Here is a 12,987-nt window from a genome sequence, read left to right as displayed (position 1 = left end):
AAGCTGTCTTGCTATGCTGGGGTTTCAGTCCTTGCGGCACGCGACGAGGCGGTTTACCGAACGCGCTCGACACACACCGAATATCAAAGCTGTAGCGGAGTACAATCATGCTGAAAGACGGCAAGAGAGGTTAAGAGCGATGGCTGGGAAAACGGTACAGGTACAGCTCCCCGAGAGCTTGGCCCATGCGTTGGAGCAGATGGTTCACGAGGGCTGGTTCGTTAGTGAAGAGGAAGCTATTCGCGAAGCGCTTCGCGAGTTCGTGTCCAGCAGACTGTGGCAGCTGGCGGAACAGTTCCTTCTCGAGGATATTGAATGGGCAGTGAACCTCAAAACGCAACGAGGCTAATCGTCTGTAATACCGGACCGTTACTGCATCTCTGGCAGATACGCAGGCAGCACCTCCTCAACTACCTTGGCAGGATATGCATTCCTGTAGAAGTGGCTGACGAGTTCAGCTTATTAACAGATGAAACATCTATCGGTATATCTGTGGATACGCTTCGAGCCGAGGGTCATTATGCGAAACAAGCCGAAAAATGGGTAGCAGCACGTTATTTGCATCTCGGCGAAGCGATGGCGATTGCTTTGGCAAGACAGCTGCAGTGTACATGGTTCCTTACCGATGACACCAAAGCGCGGCTGTTTGCTGAAACACTTGGCATAGAAGTGCATGGCTCGCTTGGAGTGGTCATTGCATGTGCTTCACTCGGTTTTATTCAGCCAGAGGAAGCTCATGAAGTGGTTGTTAGACTCTCCAGAGAATCCTCACTATGGGTCTCGGAGAGGGTGTTGGATCGCGCGATCGAAGCACTGAAACAGCTGGAACCATGAGTGAGGTGTTGCTATGTTCACACAAACGGCTTCCAGTCTGATTCGAGACCTGCAGCGCATCGTGGGCGCGGAGGCGGTACTGCACGACCCGTTTGACCTGCTAGTCTACGAGTGCGACGCCTACACGATGGAGAAAGCCCTGCCGCAGGCGGTGGTCTTCCCTACCGAGACCGCGCAGGTGCAGCAGGTGGTGCAACTCTGTAACCGGCTGGGTATTCCCTTTGTGCCGCGCGGGGCTGGCACGGGACTCTCCGGCGGCGCGCTGGCGGTAAAGGGTGGGGTCGTTATCTGCACCAGCCGCATGACTCGCATTCTGGAAGTAGACATCCCCAACCGGCGCATCACCGCACAGGCAGGCGTTATCAACCTGGACCTGACGAAGGCGGTGAAGTCGTACGGCTACCACTATGCGCCCGACCCGTCCAGTCAGGGCGTCAGCACCATCGGCGGTAACGTGGCGGAGAACGCCGGCGGTCCGCACACGCTGAAGTACGGGGTGACGGTCAACCATATCACCGGCTTAGAGGTGGTGCTGCCCGACGGCGAGGTGGTCTGGCTGGGGGGTAAGTACGAGGAACCGCTCGGCTATGACCTGGTGGGGGTATTCACCGGTAGCGAAGGCACTCTGGGCATCCTGACGACCGTGATTGCGAAGCTAACCCCATTGCCTCAGGGCTGGCGCACCCTGCTGGCAGTGTATCCCCGATTGGAGGACGCCTGCCAGACCGTTTCCGACATCATTGCGGCGGGGATGGTGCCTGCCGCGATGGAGATGATCGATCGCACTACGTTGCAGGCGGTAGAAGCGGCGTTCCGCTTCGGCTTTCCCCAGGACGCCGATGCAGTGCTGGTCATCGAGTTAGATGGACTGGAGGCGGGGCTGGACAGGCAGCTGCAGCGCGTGGTGGACATCTGTAACGCGAATCATGCCGAGGAGATACGTTTGGCGCGTGACGAGGACGAGCGCACCCGCCTGTGGGCAGCACGCAAGAAAGCCGTAGGGTCGCTGGGAAGGCTGGCTCCCAGCAACGTCACGCAGGACGCGGTGGTTCCGCGCAGCAAGCTGCCGCAGGTCTTACGTCGCATTCTGGAAATCGGACAGGAATATGGCGTGCGCATCGCCAACGTGTTCCACGCGGGGGACGGCAGCCTGCATCCCATCGTGCTTTTTGACGAACGGGACGCCGAAGAAGTGAGCCGTGTGCGTGCCGCGAACGACGCCATCGTTCGGTTGTGCGTGCAGATGGGCGGCAGCATCACGGGCGAGCATGGCGTGGGCGTGGAAAAGGCACACTATATGCGCCTGCTCTACAGCGACACCGACCTGAAAGCGATGCAGCTGGTGCACGACGCCTTTGACCCACAGGGTCTGTGCAACCCCGACAAGATATTTCCCCGACCGGGTGAGAACGGCTAGAGCCGGATTTGGCAAAGGAGGAGACTGAACATGATGCTCTCTGTCAACGTCTATTCGCGCTGGAAATTCGGTCTGCCAAAGGATGCTTCATTCTTCCCTATCGCCGTTTGGCTGCAGCAACCACGCAACGCGCCCCGCTTCAAGCAGGCAGGTTTCAATCTCTATGTGGGGCTGTGGCAGGGACCTACTGAAGAGCAGCTCTCCACCCTGCGCGATGCAAAAATGCCCGTCATCTGTGAGCAGAATGCCGTGGGCTTGAAGCATCGCGAAGACCCCATCATCGTCGGCTGGATGCACCAGGATGAACCCGATAACGCTCAGCCCGTGACCGACCCCGCTACCGGACGTAAGGGATGGGGTGGTCCAGTGCCACCCGAAAAGGTGGTGGAGTGGTATCGCCAGTTGAAGAGCCGCGACCCCGACCGTCCGGTGTTGCTGAACCTCGGGCAGGGCGTTGCCAACGATAGCTGGGTAGGACGCGGCACCGGCGCGCATCCTGACGATTACTTCACCTACGTGAAAGCAGCGGACATCATCTCATACGATGTATACCCCGTCGCTGGGCTGAACTCGGAGGACCTGCTCTGGTATGTGGCGAAGGGGCTGGAACGCCTGCACCTGTGGATACGCTGGAATGAATCGACCGATGGCAAGAAGATTGTCTGGAACGCGCTGGAGTGCACCCGCATCAGCAACCTCGAGCGCAAGCCCACGCCCCACCACGTGCGGGCGGAGGTGTGGATGTCGCTGATTCACGGCTCACAGGGTATCATCTACTTTGTGCACCAGTTTGAGCCGAACTTCGTGGAGGCTGCCCTGCTCGAGGATCGCGAGATGCTGGAGGCGGTTACCGCCATCAACCGGCAGATTCGCGAGCTCGCGCCGGTGCTCAACAGCCCCACCATCCACGGAGGCGCCGCAGTGCGCTCTTCCTCACCGAATGTTCCGGTGCACTGCATGGTGAAACGCTACCAGGGAGCCACCTACCTGTTTGCCGCAGGCATGCGCAACGCCTCCACCACCGCCGAGTTCACGGTGCAGTCGCTTGCCGAGCGCGCCACTGCCGAAGTGCTGGGCGAGAGCAGGCGTATCGCGGTGCGTCGCGGTCGGTTCGAGGACTCGTTCAAGCCCTACGAAGTGCATCTGTATCGAATTCGGTGAAAAAAACAGGCAATTTGCTGGTTTCATCTATTGACAAACCATGCAGAACAGGTTATAATGGAGATGCATTAACCGATTAACGGTATATGAAGATGAAGCGCGAGCGAGTCACCATAGCCGACGTGGCGAGAAGGGCGGGCGTGTCCAAAGTCACGGTCTCGTACGTGATTAACGGACGCGAGGGCAAAGTGCGCATCAGTGACGAGACACGCCGGCGCATTTGGGAAGCCATACGCGACCTGGGCTATCGCCCCAATGCGGTTGCTCGGGCGTTGACGCAGAGGCGTACCCACACTATCGGCGTGGTGATGCAGTACGCCGCCATCTTCGGCGGATGGTCCGGTTTCATTCTGGAGCTTCTGCATGGCGCGTCGCACGAAGCCATCGAAAAACAGTATGACCTGATGATGTATACCGGCGCACATGGCGACGACGCCGAGCACGAAGCAAACGCGGTGATGGATGGTCGCATCGACGGCGCACTGCTCCTGCGTGATATCGATGACCCGCTATCCGATATTCTGGCAGACAGTGGCTTCCCGCATGTGCTCATCTTCACCCGTGCCCGCCGTCCCGATGTGTACTACGTGGACTGTGATAACGTCCAGGGCGGGTATATTGCCACCAAGCATCTGCTGGAGCTGGGGCACCGGGCTATCGTGCACCTGCGCGGCAGCTCACGTTCGGCTCCTGCGCTGGACCGCTGGCACGGCTACGTGCGGGCAATGCGTGAGGCAGGCATCGAACCTGAAGAGCAATGGGTCATCGAAATGCCCGGTCCGATGTCGGATGCCAGACCGCTGTTAGAACTGATGCGCTCTCGCGGCAGACCCACCGCTATCTTCGCATGGAGTGACGACGTGGCGATACGCGCCATGCAGGTGCTACGCGAACTGGAGCTGCGCATCCCTGAAGACGTGGCGGTCGTCGGCTACGACTCCACCGAGGTCTGTAATCACACCGACCCACCGCTGACCAGCGTGCGCCAGCCCATCTATGAGATGGCACGCGAAGGGGTGAAAACGCTGGTGCGCCTGATAGAGGGCGAGCGCCCGCACCGTTTCGCGCGCATCTTTGAACCTGTGCTGGATATCCGCCGTTCCTGTGGTGCTGTTTCCCTGTAAAATGCTGCAACGGGAACGGTAGCTTTTAAAAATACGCTGAAACGGTTAATGCATCACAAGGGGGAGAGCCATGAACATGAAAAAGGAAATCAGTCCGCCCGTGGCGATTGCGGTCATCGTCGTCGTGGTCATCGCGCTCATCGTGGGCTACGTGGCGATGACCGGCGGTTTCAGCCGCGGCATCAAAACGGCGCAGGAAGCGGGCGCAGGCCCGCCCATGTACCCGGGAGTGATTCCCGGTCAGAATAACGCTCCCGTTGCCCCCATCACACCGGGCGGGCAGGGACGGTAAAAAGGGCATCATATCATCACAAAGGAGGTCGAACACACATGAAACACAACCGGGCTTTTACGCTCATCGAGCTGCTGGTGGTTATCGCGATTATCGCGATACTGGCAGCCATCCTGTTCCCCGTGTTCTCGCAGGCGCGAGAAGGAGCAAGGGTCTCGTCCTGTCTGTCCAATATGAAGCAGATTGGTCTCGCCATCCGTATGTACACGCAGGACTACGATGAAGTGCTTCCCATGCGCCGCACCTGCCCGGGCAACTGGTGTGCTCAGGGCTGTGACGCCAACTGGAAGCACATGCTCCACCCCTACGTGAAGAACTGGGACCTGTTCAAGTGCCCCACCAACCCATTGAAGAACACACTGGACGACACCAGCGGTGACCTGGACGGCAACGGCACCGTGGACTGCGAGGTCTATCCTCCTACCGTTCAGAAGACCTTCCGCAGCTACTTCCTGTACCACGCCTTCTTCAAGTCGGGTTCTCCCGTAGGCTCCGGTGACTGGTGGGCGGGCTTTAACTACGCAGAGGTCAACTTCCCCTATCCAGCCAACACGCTCATCGTAGGCGAGCATAAGGACGTGTGGCCCGACTACGGTCCCTGGATGGCGTTTGACCCCAACTGGGGCGCCGCCGGCTCGAACTTCGGCGCAAGGCACCGAGGCAGCGACCGGGCCATCAACCTGACCTACCTGGACGGTCACGCCAAGTGGACCACCTGGGATGCCGTCTGCACGCACGACAACCCCGACGGCACCAATAAGTGGGGCTACGCCAAGGATGCCAACGGGCGTGTGATTATCGGCAATATGGACCTGACGTGGCTGGATACCATGTGCAGCACTTTCCGTCAGGCGGTTGCTAACGGACAGGTGCGCTAAGCACCCTCCTCGGGCGGAGGCATCGACCTCCGCCCCTTTTCCTCTCTCTGAAGGAGCTGAGCGGTGAACACACAGCAGTTACTGAACGAGGTACAGCAGCGCGCATGGCGATTCTTCTGGAATGAGTCCCATCCGGACACCGGTTTGACCAAAGACCGCGCGAACAACTTCTCCCAAGACGATTACACCGTCTCCAGCATCGCCAGCACCGGCTACGCGCTGGCAGCATATGTGGTGGCGGTGCAGCGCGGCTGGCTGGAACGCAAGCGGGCGGAACAACGCACCCTGACCACACTGCGCTTTGTGCTGAACGACATGTTCCACTTCCACGGCTGGCTGTATCACTTCGTGGACTGGCGCGACGGCAAGCGCGTGTGGAACTGTGAGGTTTCCACTATCGACACTGCGCTGTTTCTGGCAGGGGCGTTGGTGGCAGCAGAGTTCTTCAAGGGAGAAGTTGCCAGACTGGTGGACAGATTCTACCGGAGGCTCGATTTCGAAGCGATGCGCACCGACGGCGGCAGCAAACCCGATGAGATGCGCTTTACACACGGCTGGCGCCCCGAAGAGGGCTTCTTGAAAAACCGCTGGGACTACTACTGCGAGCACATCATCCTGTATGTTCTGGCGCTGGGAGCGCCGCACCAGAAACTACCCGAGGCAATCTGGAAAGCGTGGGAACGACCCGTGATGAAGTACCGGCAACGGTTTCCCCACCTGCTTGGCGGACCGCTGTTCGTGCATCAAATGTCACATCACTACATCGACCTGCGCGACCGGCGCGACGCACTGGGCTGGGATTACTGGGTGAGCTCGGTTCATGCCACGCTGGCGAACCGGCAGTATTGTATCGACCAACAGCACCGGTTCCGCACCTTCAGTGAGGATATCTGGGGCATCACCGCTTCGGATGGACCGGACGGCTATCGCGGCTACGCGCCTTTCGGTATGGGAGACCCCACAGACGGCACGGTGGCTCCTACCGCTCCCATCGGTTCTATCATCTTCACCCATAAAGAATCTTTGCACGCAATGCAGGCGATGTACGACAGATATCGCTCCAGAATCTGGGGACGCTACGGATTTAGCAACGCCTTCAACGTGGACAGGGACTGGTGGGACAAGGATGTCATCGGTATCGACCTGGGAATGGCGTTGCTGGCGATAGAGAACTACCGTACCGGTAGTGTGTGGAAGATGTTTCTGCGTCGCGCGGAAATACAGCGAGGACTGCAGCGTGCCGGACTGCGGGTCACGAAGGAGCCAGAACCTCGTCCTCTGCGAAAACAAACATAAACGAGTGAAGCGTCCTGAAGTTCACCCTGTAACTCACCTCCTGCATCCCTGTTCTACCACATTCGCCCGAATCATGGGCAGGGAGAAAAACGCTCCGGAGCGAATATGGCACACGAAGGCGTGCAATCAGGGAGGTTTGGAGCATGGATAAGGTACGTTTGGGCATTATTGGGGTGGGAGGCATGGGTTCCGCCCACGCGAAGATGGTACAGGAAGTGGAAGAGGTGCAGTTGACGGCGGTTGCCGATGTGGACCCGGACGTCGCGAAGAATGTCGGCGAGCAGTACAACGTGCCTTTCTTTACCGATTACCGGCAGTGCATTGACAGCGGGCTGGTAGAGGCGGTGCTTGTGGCTACGCCGCATCCGGTGCATCCTGAAGTGGCGGAATACGCTTTCAGCAAGGGGTTGCACGTGTTGACCGAGAAGCCGATGGCGATTAATCCGGTAGAAGCCGACCGTATGCTAGAAGCTGCCAGACGTGCGGGCAAAGTGTTCGCCATCATGTTCCAGATGCGCACCGAACAAGCCTATCGCGTCGCCCGCAAGGCGATACAGGACGGTGTGATTGGAGACCTCATGCGCACCGAAATGGTCGCCGCTTACTACCGCAATCAGGCGTACTACGACTCGGCGGAGTGGCGAGCGACATGGGTCGGCGAGGGTGGTGGTGTGCTGGTGAACCAGGCGCCTCATGCACTGGACATGTTCTGCTGGCTGGCAGGGCTACCAGCGAAGGTCACGGCGTCCACGCGCACGCGCCTGCATGAGATCGAGGTAGAAGATGAGGCATTCGCCGTGCTGGAGTACGCCAACGGCGCGCACGGTTACCTGTATACCACCACCAACGAGGCTCCGGGCACCACGCGCTTTGAAATCGCTGGCGACAAGGGCAAGGTGGTGTATCAGGACGGACAGGTTACCATCCGGCGAGTCGTGCCGCCCATCCGCGAGTTTACCTTCACCGCGACCGATATGTGGTCGGGACCGCAGGTAGAGCCGGTAGAGGTGCAGGTAGAAGAGATGCCCGCCGGTCATGCGCAGATTACTCGCAACTTCGCACGGGCTATCCTCTATGGTGAACCGCTGATCGCGCCCGGAGAGGAAGGTATCTGGTGTGTGGAGCTTGCCAGCGCCATCATCCTTTCCAGCAAGCGGGGTAAGACGGTCACTCTGCCGGTAGACCGTGCCGAGTACGATGCCCTGCTCCGGGAGCTGAAAGCCAGCTCCAAACCCAAGAGCAGAGTGCTTGGTCAACGGGTATCCGACCCGAACATCGTCAGGTAGTGGTCTTCATGCAACGGGTGCGCTTTGGCGTCATTGGGGTGGGTGGTATGGGTGTGGCGCATGCCACCCTTGTCCAGCGTATCGAAGAGACCGAGCTCACCGCGGTCTGCTCCGCTTCGGCAGAACGCACCCGGCAGGTGGCACAACAGTTTGGCGTACCCGGCTTTACCGACTATCGGCAACTGCTGGGCAGTGGGCTGGTAGACGCGGTGCTTATCGCCACACCGCACCCGTTGCACGCGGAAATCGCCGAGTGCGCCTTCGAACACGGCGTGCATGTGCTCTGCGAAAAACCACTGGCGGTCAGTACTTCCGAAGGTCGCCGTATGGTGGAGTCGGCGCGTCAGCGCGGATGCCTGCTCGGTGCCATGCTGCAGATGCGCACCGAAAGGCACTATCGCATCGCGAGGCAAGCGGTGGAAGAGGGTATCGTGGGCAACCTGTTGCGAGCGCACACCATCGCCACCTGGTGCCGCAATGAGGCATATTACCGCTCAGCTGCATGGCGGGGCACGTGGGCAGGGGAAGGCGGAGGGGTGCTGATGAATCAAGCACCGCACCATCTGGATATCTTCTGCTGGCTGGCGGGAATGCCGTGCCGGGTGAACGCACAGATACGCACCCGTTACCACCAGATAGAGGTGGAAGATGAGGCATTCGCCCTGCTGGAGTACCCGAACGGAGCGCATGGCTACCTCTACGTGAATGTGAACGAGGTACCCCCTACCCGCTACTTTGAAATCGTCGGTGAGGCAGGCAAGGTGGTGATCGACGGCGAGCAGGTGACGGTCACGCGCATTGTTCCTCCCATCCCGCAATATATGCATGAGGCACAGGATATGTGGGAGCTCCCCGCAGCGCAACCTGTCGCTACCGAGTTGCCGGAAGCGGTTACCGGGCACGAAGCGGTCATCCGCAACTTCGCGCGGGTGCTGACGGGAACAGAACATCGTCTGATCGCCCCGGGAGAGGAGGCTTTGCGGAGCCTTGAGCTGGCAAACGCTATCATTCTCTCCGCAAAGAGAGAGAAGCCGGTGTCCCTGCCTCTAGATGGCGAGGAATACGACTCACTCCTTGCCGAGCTGCGCTCCGCCTCGCAGGCGAAGCCGGTGGCGCAAGAGATACGCCGCACCGACCCCAATATCGCCAGAGCCGTCTGCCTGGAGCAAAGCGTGCAGGAATGAGCAACGATACGCCTGTTGTCGTGCACATGGAAAATATCTGCAAGCGGTTTGGAGCGGTGCAGGCGAACAACCACATCACCGTCTCCGTCCGACAGGGCACTATCCATGCGATTGTGGGCGAAAACGGCGCGGGCAAAACCACCCTGATGAACATCCTGTACGGCGTCTTCCCACCGGATAGCGGCACGGTGTACCTGTATGCACAACCTGTGCGCTTCCGTTCGCCTGCGGAGGCATTGCAGGCAGGCGTGGGCATGGTCAGCCAGCACTATGCGCTCATCCCCCGACTGAGTGTGCTGGAGAACCTGATGCTCAGCGGCGAAGGAGCCTTGTTTTCTCGCCTGCCTCGCTCACAGGTGCGGGCGCGGGCGAAGGAGCTGGCTGAGGTCATTGGGCTGCAGGCGGACTGGGATGCTCCCGCAGGCTCACTATCGGTATCGCAGCAGCAGAAGGTGGAGATACTGAAGCTGCTGTTGCGCGACGCGCGCGTGCTTGTCTTCGATGAGCCAACCGCTGTTTTGCCTCCTGCCGACGCTGAGGCGTTCTTCGCGCTGTTGCACCGTTTCGCCGAGGAGGGACGCACGGTGCTGCTGGTCACGCACAAGCTGCAGGAGGTTCTGGAACATGCGGACGAGGTGACCGTATTGCGGGCTGGCGAGGTAGTTGCCACCATGACGGTGCGTGAAAAGCCGGGTGCGCCGCCGCAGGTCGACGCCCGCACGCTGGCAAGGCTCATCGTCGGCGAGGAGGGGGTGTTGCCCGAGGAAGAGATGCTGCAGGGCAAAAGGCTGAGCGACCAGCCTCGCTTGCGGGTAGAGGGGCTAACCGTGCCTCCCGTGCGCAGTCGGGCAGGGCTGAAAGGTGTCTCTTTGCAGGTCTACCCGGGCGAGGTGTTCGGTATCGCTGGCGTAGATGGTAGCGGTCAGGCTGAACTCATCGATGCCCTGATGGGGCTGGTATCCCCAACACAGGGGCGCATCTGGCTGGACGGTGAAGACATCACACACGCGCCTCCTGCCGTGCGCCTGCACAAAGGCGTACGCTACATCGCCGAGGACCGCCATCTGCGCGGGGCGATTCTGGAATGGTCGGTCGCAGAGAACGCGGCGCTGGGTCTTCAGCGAGAGGGCAGGTTCGGTTCGAGGTTTTCCCTGTCGTTTGCGCGCATGAAAGAGTTCGCTCAGAAGATTATCCACAGGTTCGCGGTGCGCGCGCCTGCCGCCGATGCGCCGTTCTCCGCCCTGTCCGGAGGCAACCAGCAGAAGGTGGTGGTCGGACGTGCGCTGATGGAACCCCCTGCCCTGCTCATCGCGGGACAACCGACGCGGGGACTGGATGCCGCCAGCACGCGAGCCGTTCACCATGCCATCCGCGACGCCTGTGGACAGGGAGCCTGCGCACTGGTGGTGTCGTTTGACCTGGACGAACTGCTTACCCTGTGTGACCGCGTGGGCGTGCTTTTTGATGGGCGCATGGTGGACGTGGTGGAAGGCGAGCGCAAACGGCGCGAGGAGATTGGCGCGTTGATGGTCGGCGCGGTCAAAGGAGGGGGCGCATGAGAACCGCGTGGCGCGCCGTTGTGCTCCCCGCCGTTGTGTTTGTGGTAGCGGTCATCGTCGCGGCGGTGGTCATCGCGCTGTCAGGCAGTCCTCCCCTACCCGCGCTGGCCGCATGGTGGGAAGGCGCGGTGTCTGCCCCGGGCGCTCTGCCCGAAAGCCTGCTGAACACCACTCCACTACTGTTTACCGGTCTGGCGGTGGCGGTCGGACTGCTGGCGGGACAGTTCAACATCGGCGTCGAGGGGCAACTGCTGGTAGGCGCGCTGGCGTCGGCATGGGTGGGGTTTGCGATATCGGGTCTGCCTGCGCCTTTGCATGTGGTGCTGGCGTTGCTGGCTGGCGCGCTGGCGGGCGCAATCTGGGGCTGGATACCGGGCATCCTGAAGGCGTGGCGAGGCGCGCACGAAGTCATCACCACCATCATGATGAACTACATTGCGATTTATCTCACGCAGTATCTGGTCACCAGGGTCTGGAAAGACCCCAATTCCATGTCGCCGCAGACACCTGAAGTGTTGCCCTCGGCGTGGCTGCCCACCCTGGTAGAAGGCACCCGGCTCAGTGTTGGACTGCTGATAGCGCTGGCGACCGCGCTGATACTGTGGTATTTGCTGAAGCGTACGGTGTGGGGCTATGAACTGCGGGCGGTGGGGGCAAACCCCGAGGCGGCGCGAGCGGCTGGCATCCAGGTCTCGCGCGTGATATGGACAAGCATGGCAATCAGCGGGGCGATAGGCGGTCTAGCGGGAGCGGTCGAGGTGCTGGGCGTGCACCATCGCTATTACGACCAGTTCTCGCCCGGCTACGGCTTCGACGGGATTGCGGTCGCCCTGCTGGGCAATAACCATCCGCTGGGTGCGGTGCTTGCTGCTTTTGTCTTTGGCGCGATGAAGAACGGCGCGGTGTATATGCAGTCGGTAACCGTTCCCGCCGTGCCCCGAGAGATTACCACCGTGGTGCAGGCGGTAATTATCTTCTTTCTGGCGGCGATGCGCTTCCGGCAGAGGAGTAGCTGATGGGCGAGGTGTTCGATATCGAACTGTTTCGCAGTGCGCTTCGGCTGGCAACCCCGCTTGCGCTGGCAGCGATGGGTGGCATCCTGTCCGAACGCAGCGGCGTGGTCAACATCGGCCTCGAGGGGCAGATGTTGATGGGCGCGTTCGTGGGCTGGGCAGCAGCGGTTGCACTGGGTAACGGCTGGCTGGGCGTGCTGTGCGGTATGCTGGCTGGTGCGCTACTGGGCTTTTTGCACGCCCTGCTCACCCAGAGGTTCCGCGCCAACCACGTGGTGGGCGGTATGGCGGTGAATCTCCTTGCAGCGGGGTTGACCGTGTTTCTGTTGCGCCGCTTCTTCGCCATGCCTCCGGGCGCAAGTGGTGTGCCCGAATGGAGTCTGCAATGGCTCCAGCCGATACCACTGCTGGGCGGCTTGCTATCCCGTCAAAGCCCGTTTGTGGTGCTGATGCTCGTCCTGCCGTTCGTGTTACACGGTTTGCTCTACCACACCATGTGGGGACTGCGCGTGCGAGCGGCGGGCGAAAGCGCACGCAAGAGCCGACTGGCAGGCATCGATGTCGCCGCCATCCGATACCGTTGCGTGATGTGGAGCGGTGCGCTGGCGGCGCTGGCGGGCACTTACCTCTCTTTGAGCCAGCTGAACGTCTTCACCGAAGGCATGAGCGCAGGTAAAGGCTTCATTGCACTGGCAGCGGTCATCTTCGGTAGATGGACTCCGCTGGGTGCTACCGCTGCCGCGCTGGGCTTCGGCTTTCTGGATGCACTGCAACAGCGATTGCAGGGCGAAACGCTGTTCGGGGTGCGCGTCCCTTCGGAAGTGCTGCTCTCCCTGCCCTACCTGCTCACCATCATCGCTTTAGCGGGACTGGTTGGTCGTTCCACCCCGCCGGAGGATTTGGGCAAGCAGGAAGAAGGAGAGTAACCGTCTTCCGTTGCCGA

Annotated in this window: 12 protein-coding genes and 1 pseudogene; all 13 read left to right on the top strand. The window is 60.6% G+C overall.

The genetic code is table 11. The annotated features are described in order from the left end of the window. Positions 1–139: 139 nt before the first annotated feature. The 13 genes and pseudogenes from K6U75_08360 to K6U75_08300 all read left to right on the top strand — a co-directional run bounded on the left by K6U75_08360 (position 140) and on the right by K6U75_08300 (position 12,970). A complete protein-coding gene (locus tag K6U75_08360) occupies positions 140–349 on the top strand; it encodes a ribbon-helix-helix domain-containing protein (GenBank protein MCL6475048.1) in 210 nt (69 codons plus the stop codon). Next, entirely contained in the window at positions 316–834 is a 519-nt protein-coding gene (locus tag K6U75_08355) for a hypothetical protein (GenBank protein ID MCL6475047.1), read from the top strand. Before K6U75_08360 ends, K6U75_08355 begins: the two co-directional genes overlap by 34 nt. A 13-nt stretch (positions 835–847) precedes the next feature. Continuing rightward, positions 848–2,251 carry an FAD-binding protein gene (locus tag K6U75_08350; GenBank protein ID MCL6475046.1) on the top strand — a complete coding sequence of 468 codons (1,404 nt, stop codon included), beginning with the start codon at positions 848–850 and terminating at the stop codon, positions 2,249–2,251. A gap of 30 nt (positions 2,252–2,281) precedes the next feature. Then, positions 2,282–3,412, top strand: a complete 1,131-nt coding sequence (locus tag K6U75_08345) for a hypothetical protein (GenBank protein MCL6475045.1) — start codon at positions 2,282–2,284, stop codon at positions 3,410–3,412. 140 nt (positions 3,413–3,552) lie between these two features. Next, positions 3,553–4,536, top strand: a complete 984-nt coding sequence (locus K6U75_08340) for a LacI family transcriptional regulator (protein MCL6475044.1) — start codon at positions 3,553–3,555, stop codon at positions 4,534–4,536. Positions 4,537–4,606: 70 nt separating this feature from the next. Further along, entirely contained in the window at positions 4,607–4,828 is a 222-nt protein-coding gene (locus tag K6U75_08335; protein ID MCL6475043.1) for a hypothetical protein, read from the top strand. Positions 4,829–4,866: 38 nt separating this feature from the next. Continuing rightward, a pseudogene (locus K6U75_08330) lies at positions 4,867–5,049 on the top strand (DUF1559 domain-containing protein). A 720-nt stretch (positions 5,050–5,769) separates the two neighbouring features. Beyond that, positions 5,770–7,002 (top strand): hypothetical protein, encoded by a 1,233-nt coding sequence (locus tag K6U75_08325; GenBank protein ID MCL6475042.1) that lies wholly within the window; start codon positions 5,770–5,772, stop codon positions 7,000–7,002. Positions 7,003–7,145: 143 nt separating this feature from the next. Next, positions 7,146–8,288, top strand: a complete 1,143-nt coding sequence (locus K6U75_08320) for a Gfo/Idh/MocA family oxidoreductase (protein MCL6475041.1) — start codon at positions 7,146–7,148, stop codon at positions 8,286–8,288. An 8-nt stretch (positions 8,289–8,296) separates the two neighbouring features. After that, positions 8,297–9,472 (top strand): Gfo/Idh/MocA family oxidoreductase, encoded by a 1,176-nt coding sequence (locus K6U75_08315; protein MCL6475040.1) that lies wholly within the window; start codon positions 8,297–8,299, stop codon positions 9,470–9,472. After that, the gene (locus K6U75_08310) at positions 9,469–11,031 is read left to right on the top strand and encodes an ABC transporter ATP-binding protein (GenBank protein ID MCL6475039.1); all 1,563 of its coding nucleotides are present in this window, start codon (positions 9,469–9,471) and stop codon (positions 11,029–11,031) included. Before K6U75_08315 ends, K6U75_08310 begins: the two co-directional genes overlap by 4 nt. Further along, the gene (locus tag K6U75_08305; protein MCL6475038.1) at positions 11,028–12,047 is read left to right on the top strand and encodes an ABC transporter permease; all 1,020 of its coding nucleotides are present in this window, start codon (positions 11,028–11,030) and stop codon (positions 12,045–12,047) included. Before K6U75_08310 ends, K6U75_08305 begins: the two co-directional genes overlap by 4 nt. Further along, a complete protein-coding gene (locus K6U75_08300) occupies positions 12,047–12,970 on the top strand; it encodes an ABC transporter permease (GenBank protein MCL6475037.1) in 924 nt (307 codons plus the stop codon). Before K6U75_08305 ends, K6U75_08300 begins: the two co-directional genes overlap by 1 nt. Positions 12,971–12,987: the final 17 nt, after the last annotated feature.

Source organism: Bacillota bacterium, assembly GCA_023511455.1.
Lineage (GTDB): Bacteria > Armatimonadota > HRBIN16 > HRBIN16 > HRBIN16 > HRBIN16.
The sequence above is the reverse complement of the archived record's forward strand: the minus strand, read 5'-3'. Positions and strand labels throughout refer to the sequence as shown.

Coding starts and splice junctions, on each gene's coding strand:
- K6U75_08360 (MCL6475048.1), top strand. CDS start 140: ATGGCTGGGAAAACGGTACAGGTACAGCTCCCCGAGAGCTTGGCCCAT.
- K6U75_08355 (MCL6475047.1), top strand. CDS start 316: ATGGGCAGTGAACCTCAAAACGCAACGAGGCTAATCGTCTGTAATACC.
- K6U75_08350 (MCL6475046.1), top strand. CDS start 848: ATGTTCACACAAACGGCTTCCAGTCTGATTCGAGACCTGCAGCGCATC.
- K6U75_08345 (MCL6475045.1), top strand. CDS start 2,282: ATGATGCTCTCTGTCAACGTCTATTCGCGCTGGAAATTCGGTCTGCCA.
- K6U75_08335 (MCL6475043.1), top strand. CDS start 4,607: ATGAACATGAAAAAGGAAATCAGTCCGCCCGTGGCGATTGCGGTCATC.
- K6U75_08320 (MCL6475041.1), top strand. CDS start 7,146: ATGGATAAGGTACGTTTGGGCATTATTGGGGTGGGAGGCATGGGTTCC.
- K6U75_08315 (MCL6475040.1), top strand. CDS start 8,297: ATGCAACGGGTGCGCTTTGGCGTCATTGGGGTGGGTGGTATGGGTGTG.
- K6U75_08310 (MCL6475039.1), top strand. CDS start 9,469: ATGAGCAACGATACGCCTGTTGTCGTGCACATGGAAAATATCTGCAAG.
- K6U75_08305 (MCL6475038.1), top strand. CDS start 11,028: ATGAGAACCGCGTGGCGCGCCGTTGTGCTCCCCGCCGTTGTGTTTGTG.
- K6U75_08300 (MCL6475037.1), top strand. CDS start 12,047: ATGGGCGAGGTGTTCGATATCGAACTGTTTCGCAGTGCGCTTCGGCTG.